Here is a 14,917-nt window from a genome sequence, read left to right as displayed (position 1 = left end):
GCTCACATCTCCTCTCGTTTTTCCAAATCGTGATCCTCAGCATGAGGGATCAGCAAAAAACCTTCCGCCAATTCATCCTCGGGATTGTAAAAATACTTGTGCATGCCCGTCAGCCAGGCCGAGCCGCTGATACTGGTGACGACGGCCCGCATGTCGCCCACCCGGGTCACCTCCAGTACCTGCCCATGAAAGAGCGAACCGACGATGCTCTCATGGACAAAATGTTCGCCGATTCCAATCTCTCCTTTGGCAAACATGGTGGCCAGCTTGGCCGAGGTACCCGTGCCGCAGGGGGAACGGTCAATCCCGCCGGGCGGAACGACTACCGTATTTTTCAGATGTGCCCCCGGATCGGTCGGGTCGGTGAAAAACTCCACATGGGTCAACCCACGGATAAAGGGCGATTCAGGGTGAATCACTTCGAGCGTCCGGTTGATCGCCTCGCGGATGCGCAAGGCGGTATCGACGATCGCTGCCGCATTGGACGGGACGAGCGCAAGCCCCAGCACGCGCGCATCCATGATCGCGTAGAAGTTGCCGCCGTACGCGATGTCACACCGTACCTCTCCCAGTCCTTCCACCTCTGCCGTCACGTCCTGTTTGTAGAGGAAGGCGGGAATGTTGCGAAACGTCACCTGCCTGGCTTTTCCGTTTTCCACATCGATGCGGACTTCCACCAGTCCTGCCGGGGTATCCAGCTTCAAGGAAGTCACCGGCTCACTCACCTCGATCATGCCCGTCTCGACGAGCGCCGTGCAAAAGCCGATCGTATCGTGCCCGCACATTGGCAAATACCCCCCCGTCTCGATGTAAATCACACCCACGTCGGCTTCCGGATGGCATGGCTCCACGAGCAGCGCCCCTGACATCACGTCGTGCCCGCGCGGCTCAAACATCAACAGCCTGCGAATCCAGTCATGTTCCCGCTTCATCTCCAGCATCTTTTCTGCCATCGTCCGCCCTCTCAGCCTTGGCAGCCCGCTGATCACAGTCCGTGTCGGATTGCCTCCGGTGTGGGTGTCGACAGTGGAAAATACCTGGCTCGCTTTCATCTGTGCACCTCCTTTTCCTTTGCCTGTTCAAAACGATCATGGCGCAGCGGCGCAAGCGGAATCGTCGTGGTCGACTGCTCGCTCAACAGCTCGCTGACGACTTTTCCGGTAACAGCAGCCAGGCTGATGCCATCGCCCTCGTGTCCGGCGGCGATGATAAATCCCGGGACCTCTTCCACACGCGAAATGATCGGCAAGTGGTCAGCCGTCCACGGACGCAGTCCGCAGTAGGTGCGGATTAACAGAAAATCGGCGATCTTCGGATAAAAACGAATCGCTCGCCGCGCCATGCAGCGTACGACGGAAAGATCGACTTTGCTGTCAAAGCCGACAAACTGCCTGCTGCTGCCGATCAAAAAATTCTGGCTCTGCGTCGGTTCGAAAACCAGTGCCACACCGTACTGCTCTGTTTTGGCGTCGACTTTTCGCTGTCCTCCGAATTTGGAGATCAGATACCCGAATTCCATCACCTTGCGCTCTCCGACCGGCACCTGGCGCGAGGCGACGATCAGATGCCCTTTTCTCGGGACGATCGGGATGTCGACCCCGAGCATCCGGCCGACCAGCGGTGCCCAGACGCCTGCCGCGTTGACCACCTGTTTGGCAGTCCACTCGCCGCGCGTCGTGCGGATGAGAAACTGCCCGCTCACCTCATCGCGCTTGATGGCCGTCACCTCCGTTCGCGTCACAACCTTCGCCCCGTGCCGTTTCGCTCCCGCAAACAGCGCGTAGGTGAGCAAGTAGGGGTTGACGGTAGAATCAGTCGCGCACTCCAGCCCCCCCAGCAGGTCGTCGGCAAAAAAAGCGGACTCCTGCCGAATGTCGGAGCGATCCAGCATGCGAAAGGGCAGCCCTGCCTCCCGCTGCCGCCGCACCCATTCCTCAGCCGCTGCCATCTCTTCTTCCGACTCGCAGACGAGGATGCTGCCCGGTGCGCGGTATTCAAACGGATGCTCCAGTTCCGCGCTCAGCTCGTGTACCAGCTCCTGGCTTTTCAGCGACATTTGACTGTCAAAGCCGGGGTCCTTGTCTATTGCCAAAATGTTGCCGTCACAGCGAGAGGACGTACCGCTGGCCAGTTCGCCTCGCTCCAGCACCGTCACATCCAGTCCGGCTTTGGCCGCGTAGTAGGCGATCGCTCCCCCGACAATGCCGCCGCCAATGACAACTGCCTCGGCACGTGCGATGCCTGCCATGCCACCACCTCCCTTTTTCATCCTTTTTGTAATCTGTCTTGCTGTCATTGCAAGCCACGTGCCAAAAAAACAAAGCGGTTTTCTCCGGGAGATGTCTACATTCTTTTACAGAACTCCGCTATACTAGAGAGTAAATTGTACAAATATTTACACATTATTCAGGAAGTGAGGAAGTCCCTTGAAACATCAGCTCCCCTCGCTGCATGACCTGATCGACCACGACTTTGTGTACGGGGAAAACGGCCATGTCACCATGCCATCTCCCCCTCCCCGTGCCGATACCCCTGTCTTCACCCGCCTCCACGGCGAATGGCACGTCACCCAGGCAGCCATGCTTGCTTCCAGTCACACGTACAGCGACCGGCACATCCCCTGGAAACGAACAGTTGCTGTCACTCCCGAACACGATCTCGCTACTGTCATCCCGCTTCTGCGTGACCATGAATGGATTGTCGTCGAAGGTGCACAGCCGCTCGGATACGTCAGCCGGGCTGCGCTGCTGCAAGCAATCTACCAGGCCTACCTACATCTTGCCGCCTACTTCGAGACGATGATCCGCACGATGGACGCCTCCATTTCCGTCATCGACGACCAGGCCAACGTCATCGTCTGGACAGAAGGCGCGCAACACATTTTCTCCCTCAAGCCCGACGAGGTGATCGGCAAGCCGATTACCGACTTTTTTCCGCCCGACATGCTGCAGGTATTGCAAACGCTCCAGACCGGCGAAGCTGTCTACCGTCACCAGCATCAGCCGCGCGAAGACCTGTTCGTACTGATCAACACCAACCCGATCCGTCTCGGGGACAAGATCATCGGTGCGGTCGCCGCAGAGACGGACATCACCAGCCAGGTGCGGCTTAACCAGGAGCTGTTCAACGCCAACCGCAAAGTCCACGATCTCCAGCAGGAGATGGCCAAACTCACCCCGTCCGCCGACCCGTTCCGGCACATCAAGGGAACGAGCCTGTCGATCAGACGGATCAAAAGCATGATTCAAAAGCTGCGCGCGACAGAAGCAACCGTATTGATTCTGGGCGAAAGCGGGGTCGGCAAGGAACTGTTCGCCAAAGCGATCCACGAGGTGCGCGAAGGAGCGGATGCGCCTTTTGTAGCGATCAACTGCGGTGCGATCTCCCCTACCCTGTTTGAAAGCGAGCTGTTCGGCTACGAAAAAGGGGCGTTTTCCGGAGCCGATCAAAAAGGAAAGAAAGGCATGGTCGAGCTGGCCAGAGGCGGGACTTTGTTCCTCGACGAAGTGGGCGATATGCCGTTTGATATGCAAGTCAAACTGCTTCGCGTGCTGCAGGAACGAACGTATTACGCCGTCGGGGGAACGCGACAGATCGAGGTTGATTTTCGCGTCATCGCCGCGACGAACAAAGACCTGGAGAAAATGGTGCGCGAAGGCAGGTTCCGCGAAGACCTTTACTATCGGCTCAACGTCGTCAGCCTGGAAATTCCCCCGCTGCGTGAGCGGATGGAAGATACGCTGGAGCTCGCCCACGCCTTCCTGTACGAATTTTCGCTTCGCTACAATCGACCGCTCCAGACGATTTCACAAAGCGTCATGCAACATTTGCTCCAGCATGACTGGCCGGGAAATGTGCGGGAGCTGCGCAATGCGATGGAAAGGCTGGTTGTCTTTTCCAGTGATGACCAGATGGCAGAGGACGAGATGCCATTTTCCGTATCCCGACCGTCTCACTGCCCCCTCTCCCGGACAACAGACGAGCGATCTCCCTTGCAACAGGAGCTGGAGGAGTACGAGAAGCGCGTCATCCTCGGAGCGCTCGAACAGGAGAACGGAAACAAGCAGGCTGCTGCCAGACGGCTGGGCATCTCCCGGGCTACCCTGTACAACAAGCTGAGCAGGCTCGGTATTCCCCAGCCTTGAGTTGCGTCTTTACATCGCGATCTGATCGCATCACGATGACCGTCCAAAAATCTGTACACATCATGTTGCCATCTGCACAAGATACTGGACACTCGCCAGATGCGAGCCCAGATGAACTGGACTTTCCACATCGCACTCCACACGAAAGGCAACCGACAAAAGCGAGCGGCATTATCCTTGCAAACGGTCAGAAGTGAGAATGGAAGGAGGATACTCGCCATGAACGACCTGAATCTGATTGTGTGCCGCTGCGAGGAAGTCACGCTCGGCAAGCTGATGCAAACAGCCGCCGCCCATCCATCGACGGCGCGCGAGTTGAAGCTGAGGACGCGGGCGGGGATGGGATGCTGTGGCGGAAGGACGTGCCGCAGCCTGATTGATGCGATCGTACTGGAGGCAAACGGGCAACCTTTCGACCATGCCGTAGCGCTGCGCTACCAGCCTCCGGTCCGGCCTGTTTCATTCCAGATGCTCGGGAGGTCATAAGCGATATGGACAGACGAATTTTTCATCATCCCGTTCTGGGCGATTGCCCGTCGCGCGCCACGCTCACCTTTTGGTTTGACGGCGCACCCTATCAGGCTTTTGAAGGGGAAACGATCGCAGCCGCCCTTCTCTCATACGGAATCCGCCAGCTTCGCGTCCACGAGGATTCGGGGACGCCCCGCGGCATCTACTGCAACATCGGTCATTGCTTTGAATGCCGCGTCACGGTCAATGAAAGTCCAGGCATCCGCGCCTGTCTGACGCTCGTGGAAGAAGGAATGGAGGTCCGCTCCGGTGTCCAGCTCGCAAACCCGCTGGCCGAGCAGGCGCGCCAAACGGAAGAAAAGCAGCAGCGTGAGTCCAGACAGGAAGGAGCGGTGCCGCAATGACGGACGTACTGATCGTAGGGTCCGGTCCAGCCGGTCTGTCAGCAGCGGTCGCCTGTGCCGAACGAGGGCTTGCAGTCAGGATCGTGGATGAGTATTACCGGCCCGGCGGCAGGCTGCTCGGACAGCTCCATCAGGAACCGGACGGAAGCTGGTGGAACGGCATCGAAGAAGCAGCGCGCCTCTGCGAGAAGGCTGTTCAGGCCGGGGTCGACATCCGCTGTGGGGTATCTGTCTACGATGTGAGCCGCAGCGAGTCAGGCTGGTGTGTCGCTACCACCGAGGGAATCATGGAGGCAGACTCCCTGCTGCTTGCGACAGGCGCTTCCGAGACGGCAGTCCCGGTACCCGGCTGGACGTTGCCAGGGGTGATGTCAATCGGTGCCGCGCAGGTGATGACCAACGTCCAGCGCGTTCGCGCAGGAAAATCCGGCGTTGTCATCGGAGTCAATGTGTTGGCAGTGGCGATCGTCCGCGAGCTGCAATTGGCTGGCATCCATATTGACAGAGTGGTACTCCCCGCAACTAGCGCTGTCACGGGAGGCGCCGGAAAGCCCGCAACCGTACTGGAGTCGATGCTGCGCGTGGCGCACCTCGCTCCTTCTCCGCTGATTCGCTGGGGCGGAAAATGGCTTGGCTCCGCCGGGATGCGAAATCTTGCCCTGCGCTTCTATCCGCCAGGCGGGATCAAGATGTGGGGCATCCCGATCCAGCTACGCACCGCCGCACTCGAGATCATCGGCGAAAAGCAGGTCGAGGGTGTACGCGTCGCCCGGATTACGCCCGACGGTACGCCTGTGCCGGGTACGGAGCAGGTCGTCTCCGCCGATTTTGTCTGTATAGCTGGCGGGTTGAGCCCGCTGGTAGAGCTGGCCGCCGTCGCCGGATGCGCCTTTGCCCACGTTCCATCGCTGGGCGGTCATGTCCCGCTGCACAATGAGCGGATGCAAACCTCTCTGGCGGGCCTCTATGTAGCCGGAAACATCACCGGAATCGAAAGCGCCAAAGTCGCGATCGCCCAAGGGACTGTCGCCGGGCTGTCCATCGCCCTCGATCGCGGGACCCTGCATGACGCAGTCGTGCTCCAGCACGCGGTAGCAGCCGTCCAAAAAGTCCGGCAGCAGGCGACGATTCAGTTTCATCCGGGAATCGCGGAAGGCCGTGCGACGATTGACCAGTTGTTTTCGCAAACCAATCCCGTTTGACGCTCATTCCTGTTCCACATACGCAAACGAAACAGGCTATCTCAATCGAGTACCGTGACGCCTCGTGAGACAGCCTGTTTTCGGTTACGCCTTCGCTTCTAGTTCGTTCATGTCTTCCTCCAGCTTCTCATGGTTTGGCACGGTCGAAGAAGTCAGGAACGAACCGGTGATGCAGATGACAAAGTTCAAGGCCAGGCCAATGACTCCGCCGTGTACACCGTACACCGTCTTGTAGCCTGCAATCGTAAGAATTCCCGCCAGCAATGCTCCTGCAAACATTCCCCAAAATACCGCTTTCGCATTTAAGCGCTTCCAATACAGCCCGAGCACAAAGGCCGGAAATACTTGGACGAGCAGTTCAAACTTCAGTACGAATATCTCGTACAGCGTCCCCGGCGGATTCCAGGCAATCCACAGCAGCAGCATGATGACCAGTATCCCGCCGATCTTTCCGACGACGACCTTTCTGTGTTCTGTCGCTGACGGATTGATAAATTTTCCGTACACGTCGTTGGAGAGCATCGATGAAAAACTCAGCAAAACAGAGTCGGCTGTCGACACAATCGCTGCCACGATGCCTCCGAAAAACATGATCATAATCCAGTAGTAAAACGAATTGATCGCGGCAATTTCATTTGCCATCATCCCGACGAGCTGTTCGGATGCACCCTTTTCCAGCCCGGGAAACAGCACGATTCCGATGATGCCCACCAAAAAAACGAGTCCGGTCGTGATCGGCGGCATCCATGCCATGCGGGCGAATGATTTTTTCAGCGTCCTTTCGCTTTTCGCGGAGTATACCCGCTGTACTGCATGGGGATAAATGCTTGCTCCCAACCCGACGAGCAGCAGCATGCTCAGCCAGTTGACGCTGACATCCCATGCCGGAACCGCTGTCTTGATCGGCTCTGCCTCGGCAATCTGGCGTGTCACATCGCTGAAATCGCCCCCGGCCAAATACAGGCCGCCGATCAAAAAGACGACAATCCCGACCATCATCACGCCGCCCTGCATCACATCGGTAAAGGCGACCGCTTTCATCCCGCCCATCCACTCGTACGTCAGCATGACCAGGACAAACGCGATCACCGCAATCTGGTACGGAATCGTTCCCCCTGTCATCCCGGCGACGGCATGGCCAATCGCCACGAGCTGTTCCAGCAAATAGTTGCCCAGTCCCCACAGCATGAGAAAAATACTGAGCAAGGTCACCGGTTTCGATTGAAAGCGGTACGAGATCCAGTCGGTAGGCGTCACAAAATTCCGCTTCTTGGACACGACGTACAGCCGGGGAGCAAACAGCAGGTACCCCCCGATAATGATGGTCATAAAGGAAACCGACTGCAGCCAGGAAAATCCGATGCGGTAGGCGGAGGGCGCATAGCCGACAATCGTATTTCCGCTGTATTGGGTCGCGTACAAGGTAAAAAACAGCGCGACAAACCCCAAATTTTTGCCGGCCAAATAGTACCCGGACAGACTGTCGTGAAGCTGTTTGTCGCCGCGTCCGGACAAATAGCCGATGGCCAGCATGACGATCGCATATACGGACAAAATGATGATTCCGTCGGTACCGGCAAATGCCAGGTTGTTCACCGTTCATCCCCTCCTCCCTGACGACCTTCCTCTTCGTCCTCGACCATATGCCATTGGGTCGTGCATATCCAGCTCAGATAGGCGCACAAAACAAACGAGAACACCACAATGACAAACGCCCAAAAAGGAAATCCGAGAATAAACGGTTCAACGGCACTCTCCGGGATATACCACGGAACATTCCCCAAAACGATCAACCCCAGTACGACCCATATCCACGTTTTGCGAATCGGCTCTTTTATGCGCCCGTGTTTCATGCTTCTCCCCCCTTATGCCATGGACTATATGATCTTGCGCTTGCGCAATGTCTCCAACCGTGCCTCGTCAAACCCGAGCAGCCCTTTGTACACCTCGTCGTTATGCTCTCCCATCTCTTCTGCTCCCACATGCTTGACCGCTCCTGGCGTCCGGCTCAGCTTGGGGACGATGCCCGGCATCGGGAACTCCCCCAGTTTGGGGTGATCTACCGTGACGATCATCTCCCTTGCCTGGTAATGCGGGTCTTCCACAATGTCCTTCGCTGTGTAGATCAGCCCGGATGGAACGCCCTTTTCCGCGAGAATCTCCAGCGCTTCCTTGGCTGGAACAGTCGACGTCCACGCCTCGATCAGCGAGTCGAGTAGTTCCGCGTTTTGGCCTCTGGCATGATGCGTGGCAAAGCGCGGGTCATCAGCCAGCTCGGGCTTTTGCATCGCCTCGCACAGCCTGCGAAATACGCCGTCGGCATTGGCGCCGATGACGATATACGTGCGATCCTTGGTCACGTAAATATTGGATGGAGCCACACCAGGCAGAATGTTGCCCATTCGCTCGCGTACATAGCCAGCCAACAGGTAATCGGGAACGATGCTCTCCATGACGGAAAAGACGGATTCGTAGAGAGCCGTATCAACCACCTGCCCCTGACCCGAATATTCGCGTTCATGCAGGGCGACGAGGCAGCCAATCGTCGCATACAGGGCCGCCAAAGAATCGCCGATTGAAATGCCGATTCGCGATGGGGCCCGGTCCGGGAAGCCTGTCACATGGCGCAATCCTCCCATCGCCTCACCGACGCTGCCGAATCCTGCGCGCTGTTTATACGGACCGGTCTGGCCGAATCCGGAGGTGCGCACCATGATCAATTTCGGGTTGATTTCCGCGAGCGTTTCATACGACAAATTCCACTTCTCCATCGTTCCGGGACGGAAATTTTCGATCACGACATCTACCTTGGCAATCAGCTCCTTGGCAATCTCTTGCCCTTCTTTTTCCCGCAGATTTAAGGTAATCGACTTTTTATTCCTGGACTGAATCGGCCACCAAAGTCCTACGCCCTCCACGCTCTGCCCCCACTGTCTCATAGGATCGGGCTTGCCCGGGGGCTCCACCTTGATCACCTCCGCGCCAAAATCGCCCAGCAATCTGCCGGAAAAAGGGCCAGCAAGCAATGTTCCCAGTTCAAGTACACGCACATCTTCCAAGGGCAACCGTCGCTGCTTCGTCAAAACGATTCCTCCTTCCCGTAGGGCGCTCGTGCCCATCCGGCACGATTTTGTGTACAAACAAAAAGCATTGTATACAAAAAGGCGCCACCACCTGTCATTCTCGGATATGACCTGGATCGATAAGCTGATTTAATCGCTTTCACCCTTTGATTTCAGAATATTCATTGAAGTTACTTTTATGTTTGTATACAATTAGATCGAGGTGTTGCCATGGATGCATACACATTTATCAAGAACGCCATCATCCAGGGAAAGTACGAACCGGGAACGAGACTCGCCGAAGAATCGCTTGCCAAGGAGCTGAATGTAAGCCGTACTCCGATCCGCGAAGCAATCAAGCAACTGGAGGCTGAGGGACTGGTTACTCCCTTGAAACGGGGCGTCAGCGTCAAAACCTTCACACAAGAAGACATTCGGCAAATTTACGACCTGCGAACCTTGCTGGAGAGCTATGCCGCCAGCCAGGCAGCGATCCACCGCACCACGGACGACCTGGCGAAAATGGAGCATGCCCAGGCCTTGTTCGATGAACTGATCGCGCAGCCGATCGAGGCTGATCCCGACCGCATACAAAAAATTGCCGCGGTCAACCACTTGTTTCACGATGCCGTCGTAACTGCCTCCCACAATGCCCACATCCACTTCCACATCTCCAAAGTCGTCGTCGTCCCGATCATTTACCGCTCTTTTTTTTCATACGATGCGTTTCAGCTCCGACAATCGCTGCAAGCGCACAAAACGATCTTTGCGGCCATTCAAAACCAAGACCCCGAACGTGCGCGAATCGCCATGCACGAACATATTTTTCAGGGCAGAGACAGTGTGATGAGAAGGTTAAGGAAAGTTTGTGACGAAAAGGAATCCCCAGAATAGGGAGGCAGGCAGATGATTGAGGTTTGTGAAGTGGGGCCAAGAGACGGCTTGCAAAACGAAGCCACTCTCCTGTCAGCCCAGACCAAGGCAGACATGATCGCACGCTTGATCGACTCCGGGATTCGCTACATCGAAGCCGTATCCTTTGTCAATCCAAGGGTTGTCCCGCAAATGGCGGATGCCGAAGTTGTGCTTTCGCTCTTGCCAAAGCGAAAAGACGTACGCTACGCGGGGCTTGTCTTGAGCCGTTCCGGTCTGGAGCGCGCGCTGCAAACGGACGTAGATGTGCTGCATGTCGTGACGACGACGAGTGACACGTTTAATCAGCGCAACGTGAAACGGACGGTCGAGCAGGCTGTCGCTGAACTGACGCCGGTGATCCAGGAAGGCAGGCAATCCGGCAAGGACGTCGTGGGTGTCCTCGGCACTGCATTTGGCTGTCCCTTTGAAGGAGACGTGCCGCTGGCGACAGTGACAAGAGTGGCGGAGAGATTTTTGCAAGCCGGATGCACCGCGCTCACACTCGCGGACACGACGGGAATGGCCAATCCGCTGCAGGTTCAACAGATCGTGGGAGCCTTTTCTACTGCATTTGGCAGCTCCTTGTCATTGGGACTGCATTTTCACAACACTCGCGGTCTTGGTCTTGCCAATGTGCTCGCCGGCTACCAGGCAGGGGTACGGCGCTTTGACGCCTCCCTCGGCGGGCTGGGGGGATGCCCGTTTGCACCGAAAGCAGTAGGCAATGTATGCACCGAAGACATGGTGAACATGTTCTGCGGAATGAACCTCGATACGGGCACGAATCTGCCGAAACTGCTGGAAACAGCAGCCTGGATGGAACGCATAATCGGTCGCCCGCTCGACGGAATGATGCTCAAAGCGGGGATTCAGAAAAATCGCTGACGATCTTGCAGATACGGGAAACAAACAAAAGGAGAGATGTATAATGGAAGAACAGATCAAGGACAAAGTGAAGCAGCAATTTGCCAAAAATGCGGAAAAGTACGTAACCAGCGTCTCTCATGCAAAAGGCAGTGACTTGCAGACAATGGTGGAGTGGCTGCAGCCGCAAAGCGACTGGACTGCGCTCGATGTGGCGACAGGCGGCGGACATGTCGCCAAAACCTTGTCCCCGTACGTGCAGCAGGTTTTCTCAACAGACCTGACACGGGAAATGCTCGCAACGGCACGCAACCATTTGGCCCCAAGCTGCGACAACATCGCTTACGTGGTAGCCGATGCCGAGGAGCTTCCCTTTCTCGATAGCGTCTTCGATCTCGTTACCTGCCGGATCGCAGCCCATCATTTTCCGCATCCCGACCGCTTTGTCAAGGAAGTCCGCCGGGTCTTGAAGCCGGGCGGCAAATTCGTGCTGATCGACAACGTCGCGCCGCAGGACCCGGTGCTGGACCAATTTGTCAATACGATGGAAAAGCTGCGCGATCACAGCCACGGCCGCTGCTATACACTCGCGGAATGGAAAGGCTGGTTTGCGGACAACCGATTGGCCGTCGTGAAAGAAGAAAGCAGCAAAAAGACATACGATTTTCCCGTCTGGGTGCGCCGCACGACAGAGTCCGACGAACAGGTACAAGCGGTCATTGACCACGTATTGAGCGCTGAGCCTCCTGTCGTGGACTACTTCTCGGTCCAGACTGAAAACGGCGAGATCCGCTCCGTGCAAATCGACGGTTGGATGGTCCTCGCAGAAAAGGAATGAATGGGAAGGAGCATATTCCATGTTCTCCGCTGCTACCTTAACTACATTTGTCGTGATTGTACTGGGGCTTTTTTTGATACCGGGTCCTGCTGTGCTGCTCACCGCGACCCGCACAATGCAAGGCGGGAAAAAAGCAGGGATGCTGACCGGCTTGGGGATTGCAACGGGCGATTTTATCCACACCCTGTTTGCCGCAGCCGGGCTTTCCGCAATTCTTGTGACCTCCGCGACTGCCTTTAACATCGTCAAGTATGCTGGTGCAGCCTACCTGGTGTACCTTGGCATCCGGGCGATTCTGGAGAAACCTGCTGACCCGACCCTTCCGAAAGCTGCCTCGGCCACGCCATTGCAAACGTACAGACAAGCCATCCTCGTCGAGGTGCTCAATCCGAAAACAGCACTGTTCTTCCTGGCGTTTTTGCCGCAATTTGTCCATCCCGAACAAGGATCGGCGCTGGTGCAGTTCATGGTGCTGGGCATGATTTTTGTGCTGATGAGCATTACCTATACGACCGGCATCGCCTTGAGTATGACTCTGCTTGGGAAAGTCACGAAGCGATTGAACTGGCTCGGCCGTTGGAGCGGCAAAATGGCAGGTGCGATTTATATCGGTCTGGGCGTAAAGGTAGCTCTGCAAAGCCGGTAGCCTGTGTCCTGATGCGCCTCGTATTGCCATCAGACGACTTGCTGATTGATGACGAGCTGGACGGCGAGAATGTTGTCGATGAGAAAAACGCGTGGTGCCCTTCGCGTAAGACAGTACGCCTTCAGCTTGCCGCCGCTGATCGCAAGCGGCCGGATCGTGCGCTGGGTCGTCTGGCCTGCGCTGCCCATGTAGATGATTTGTATATCCTGATGACGGCTTACTGCGCGCTGAAGCTCTTTTACCATGATGTTCGCCTCCGAACAAGAACATTTGTTTGTATTATAACCAAACATTCGTTCGCAATTCAAGTCGGATCACTCCCCCATTTTTTGGATTTGTAACCGCAAAGCATTGTGGTGCGTATTCGAAGAAAAGGAGTGATCTTCCATATGGCGTTTATCCTTTTGACCCTATTGACCGGGTGGATCTGTATCATTCACTCGAAGTCCCTGTTCGCCAGATGGGTATACGTATGTATCATAGCCGCCGTGATTTGGTTGGGCTCTGAGATTTTGTTTTCCGACGACGAGAACCATTACATTGGGCATTAACCACGCGATAAGGCACAGTACCGGGGTCTGTCTTCATGGAGGGATCGAGCATGAAATGTCCCGAATGTGGGTACGAAATGAACGTCAAGCAAAAACAATGGGACTACCAAAAAGAAAACGGTTATATCATTCATTCCAAGCGACACCACGACATCATTTTTCAGGAAATTGTTGACCACTACTTGCGTCTGCAACGAAACGAGGATGGCGGCAAGCCGTCGTATCATTGGATTATTATCGATGAATGCGAGACGCAAATCAGCGATTGCTCAACTTGCTTTCTTGAGAGCAGCAGGATCAAGCGCCGCGCTGAACAATTGTATCGCGAACGCAATATTGAACTCGCTTTTCCTTTTTAATGAGAAAGTACCTCCCTGTGAAGTGAATTTTTGGAAAGCACTCACACCTCTCTGGGCATCGTGACATATGCTGAAGTGTTAGCAAGGAGGGAACAAGGTGAATAACGACATACGCGAAAACATCCTGTTTGAACACCGTTTCTGGTTGCAAGTGCTCGGCGATCACGGCCGCTTTATTTTTGAGTCGCTCGGCCCCCACGAACAGGCCGAAGTGGAACGGGCGCACTACTTTATCAATGCTTTCGATGACCTGCTGGAGTACGCGCGTAAACAACTGTCCCCTGAGGAAGTGTACGATCTCCACCATCGGGCGTGCGTGCAGGTCGAAAACCTGCGGGAATTCAAGCTGCATCTTCTGGAAAGACATCTCGTAGGAAAAATCTCGCTCAGCCTCTCTCCGACGTTTCTCAACCACATGGTCAATGAGCTAGAGGAATACCAGCGGATTCTCGAAGCCTTCCAGTCAGGCAAACCGCTTGCCCCCGAGCATCCGATCGACATACATCTCCTGTGGCTCCCCGATGCAGCCGGTCATGCTGCTACGATCACCGCTCTGCTCGACATGGTTGAACACGACACGCAGCAAAAGAGCAAACGGTTCACGACTCAATTCGAACATTTCTTCATCAAGGCAGTCGAACTGGCTGGCTACCTGCGTACGAACCTGCAGCATTTCCCCGCTCTGTCGCGCTTCCATCACCAGACCGAAATGGAGATCAAGCTGTTCCAGGGATTCCTGCACGAATTGGAAGAAATGCGGATGAGCAACGAACTGTTGGGCGTACTCACCCCCTTGATGGCCGATCACATGTCACGCGAAGAATGCTACTACCTGATGAAATTATCCGAGGTCTCCGACGTCACCGTGCCGGACTGCTACCCGACCAGACCAAGGGTGGAATAAACAGAGCGGACACGCGCCCTGAAAACGTGCTATAATAATGGTAGAAGATGAAAAATCCGTCTTTTGGCACGTCGATGCAGGATACACGCAAAAACTGCCTGATGCAAAAAAATCGAATGAATCAATGTCGCGAAGAGCTGCCATGCATGGTAGCTTTTTTGTTTTTTCAATTTGTCTGCGACATAGCGAGGAGGGTGTTTTGCATGGAAAGTTTGCCTTGCCAAGGCTGCAAAGGGTTGTGCTGCGGCCCCGTCCCGATCACAGAGAAAGAGTTCAAACAAATACGAAAAAAAGTAAAAGCCATGCCGCGCAACATGCGAGCCGCGTTGCAAAAGCAGCACAGACTGTTTGGAACGTGCATCTTTTACGACCAGGACAATGACCGCTGCGGCATCCACGCCGTACGACCGGGTATCTGCCGGGCTTTTGGCTATTACAAGGAGCTCGTCTGCTTCCGCAAGCCACAGCTGGCTACCAAGGAAAACGTCCCGCTTAGAGAAAAGCCGGTCGGCTATCTCAGCATTGATTTTACGTGGAAAGACTTTTCGTAGACTGG

17 protein-coding genes are annotated in these 14,917 nt (G+C 55.6%); 11 read left to right on the top strand and 6 right to left on the bottom strand.

The window, feature by feature from the left end; all coding sequences use genetic code 11:
• Positions 1–2: 2 nt before the first annotated feature.
• Together ACAF76_RS06345 and ACAF76_RS06340 are read right to left on the bottom strand one after the other, a co-directional pair.
• Positions 3–1,052, bottom strand: a complete 1,050-nt coding sequence (locus ACAF76_RS06345) for a 4-hydroxyproline epimerase (protein ID WP_400163087.1) — start codon at positions 1,050–1,052, stop codon at positions 3–5.
• The gene (locus ACAF76_RS06340) at positions 1,049–2,239 is read right to left on the bottom strand and encodes an NAD(P)/FAD-dependent oxidoreductase (protein WP_400163427.1); all 1,191 of its coding nucleotides are present in this window, start codon (positions 2,237–2,239) and stop codon (positions 1,049–1,051) included. Before ACAF76_RS06340 ends, ACAF76_RS06345 begins: the two co-directional genes overlap by 4 nt.
• A 187-nt stretch (positions 2,240–2,426) precedes the next feature.
• On the opposite strand from ACAF76_RS06340, the gene ACAF76_RS06335 reads away from it, so the two are divergent.
• The 4 genes from ACAF76_RS06335 to ACAF76_RS06320 all read left to right on the top strand — a co-directional run bounded on the left by ACAF76_RS06335 (position 2,427) and on the right by ACAF76_RS06320 (position 6,222).
• Positions 2,427–4,145 (top strand): sigma-54 interaction domain-containing protein, encoded by a 1,719-nt coding sequence (locus ACAF76_RS06335; protein WP_400163086.1) that lies wholly within the window; start codon positions 2,427–2,429, stop codon positions 4,143–4,145.
• 219 nt (positions 4,146–4,364) lie between these two features.
• Positions 4,365–4,631 (top strand): (2Fe-2S)-binding protein, encoded by a 267-nt coding sequence (locus ACAF76_RS06330; RefSeq protein WP_400163085.1) that lies wholly within the window; start codon positions 4,365–4,367, stop codon positions 4,629–4,631.
• A gap of 5 nt (positions 4,632–4,636) precedes the next feature.
• Positions 4,637–5,020, top strand: a complete 384-nt coding sequence (locus ACAF76_RS06325) for a (2Fe-2S)-binding protein (RefSeq protein ID WP_400163084.1) — start codon at positions 4,637–4,639, stop codon at positions 5,018–5,020.
• Positions 5,017–6,222, top strand: a complete 1,206-nt coding sequence (locus tag ACAF76_RS06320; RefSeq protein ID WP_400163083.1) for an NAD(P)/FAD-dependent oxidoreductase — start codon at positions 5,017–5,019, stop codon at positions 6,220–6,222. The genes ACAF76_RS06325 and ACAF76_RS06320 overlap by 4 nt, the downstream gene beginning before the upstream one ends.
• 84 nt (positions 6,223–6,306) lie before the next feature.
• Here ACAF76_RS06320 and ACAF76_RS06315 read toward each other — a convergent pair whose 3' ends face one another.
• The 3 genes from ACAF76_RS06315 to ACAF76_RS06305 are packed head-to-tail and all read right to left on the bottom strand — an operon-like array spanning position 6,307 to position 9,341.
• Positions 6,307–7,818 (bottom strand): sodium:solute symporter, encoded by a 1,512-nt coding sequence (locus tag ACAF76_RS06315; protein ID WP_400163082.1) that lies wholly within the window; start codon positions 7,816–7,818, stop codon positions 6,307–6,309.
• Positions 7,815–8,075 (bottom strand): hypothetical protein, encoded by a 261-nt coding sequence (locus ACAF76_RS06310; RefSeq protein WP_400163081.1) that lies wholly within the window; start codon positions 8,073–8,075, stop codon positions 7,815–7,817. Before ACAF76_RS06310 ends, ACAF76_RS06315 begins: the two co-directional genes overlap by 4 nt.
• A gap of 24 nt (positions 8,076–8,099) precedes the next feature.
• Positions 8,100–9,341, bottom strand: coding sequence for a CaiB/BaiF CoA transferase family protein (locus ACAF76_RS06305; RefSeq protein ID WP_400163080.1), 1,242 nt, complete (start codon positions 9,339–9,341; stop codon positions 8,100–8,102).
• Positions 9,342–9,515: 174 nt separating this feature from the next.
• On the opposite strand from ACAF76_RS06305, the gene ACAF76_RS06300 reads away from it, so the two are divergent.
• The 4 genes from ACAF76_RS06300 to ACAF76_RS06285 are packed head-to-tail and all read left to right on the top strand — an operon-like array spanning position 9,516 to position 12,547.
• Complete coding sequence (locus tag ACAF76_RS06300; protein WP_400163079.1) at positions 9,516–10,178, top strand: GntR family transcriptional regulator; 663 nt, start codon at positions 9,516–9,518, stop codon at positions 10,176–10,178.
• Positions 10,179–10,190: 12 nt separating this feature from the next.
• Positions 10,191–11,084 carry a hydroxymethylglutaryl-CoA lyase gene (locus ACAF76_RS06295; RefSeq protein WP_400163078.1) on the top strand — a complete coding sequence of 298 codons (894 nt, stop codon included), beginning with the start codon at positions 10,191–10,193 and terminating at the stop codon, positions 11,082–11,084.
• A 43-nt stretch (positions 11,085–11,127) separates the two neighbouring features.
• Complete coding sequence (locus ACAF76_RS06290) at positions 11,128–11,901, top strand: class I SAM-dependent methyltransferase (protein WP_400163077.1); 774 nt, start codon at positions 11,128–11,130, stop codon at positions 11,899–11,901.
• 19 nt (positions 11,902–11,920) lie between these two features.
• On the top strand, positions 11,921–12,547 hold the full coding sequence (locus ACAF76_RS06285; protein WP_400163076.1) for a LysE family translocator: 627 nt from the start codon (positions 11,921–11,923) through the stop codon (positions 12,545–12,547).
• A gap of 29 nt (positions 12,548–12,576) precedes the next feature.
• Here the strand turns inward: ACAF76_RS06285 and ACAF76_RS06280 are convergent, their stop codons facing one another.
• Positions 12,577–12,792 carry a WYL domain-containing protein gene (locus tag ACAF76_RS06280; protein WP_400163075.1) on the bottom strand — a complete coding sequence of 72 codons (216 nt, stop codon included), beginning with the start codon at positions 12,790–12,792 and terminating at the stop codon, positions 12,577–12,579.
• A gap of 356 nt (positions 12,793–13,148) precedes the next feature.
• Here ACAF76_RS06280 and ACAF76_RS06275 point away from each other — a divergent pair, with 356 nt between their 5' ends.
• From ACAF76_RS06275 to ACAF76_RS06265, 3 genes are all read left to right on the top strand, one after another.
• Positions 13,149–13,457: a hypothetical protein gene (locus ACAF76_RS06275; RefSeq protein ID WP_400163074.1), complete on the top strand. Its 309-nt coding sequence runs from the start codon at positions 13,149–13,151 to the stop codon at positions 13,455–13,457.
• Between the two features lie 97 nt (positions 13,458–13,554).
• Positions 13,555–14,361 carry a DUF2935 domain-containing protein gene (locus ACAF76_RS06270; RefSeq protein ID WP_400163073.1) on the top strand — a complete coding sequence of 269 codons (807 nt, stop codon included), beginning with the start codon at positions 13,555–13,557 and terminating at the stop codon, positions 14,359–14,361.
• A gap of 203 nt (positions 14,362–14,564) precedes the next feature.
• Entirely contained in the window at positions 14,565–14,912 is a 348-nt protein-coding gene (locus tag ACAF76_RS06265) for a YkgJ family cysteine cluster protein (protein WP_400163072.1), read from the top strand.
• Positions 14,913–14,917 lie beyond the last annotated feature (5 nt).

This window comes from Brevibacillus sp. TJ4 (assembly GCF_044627595.2).
GTDB lineage: Bacteria > Bacillota > Bacilli > Brevibacillales > Brevibacillaceae > Brevibacillus.
The sequence above is the reverse complement of the archived record's forward strand: the minus strand, read 5'-3'. Positions and strand labels throughout refer to the sequence as shown.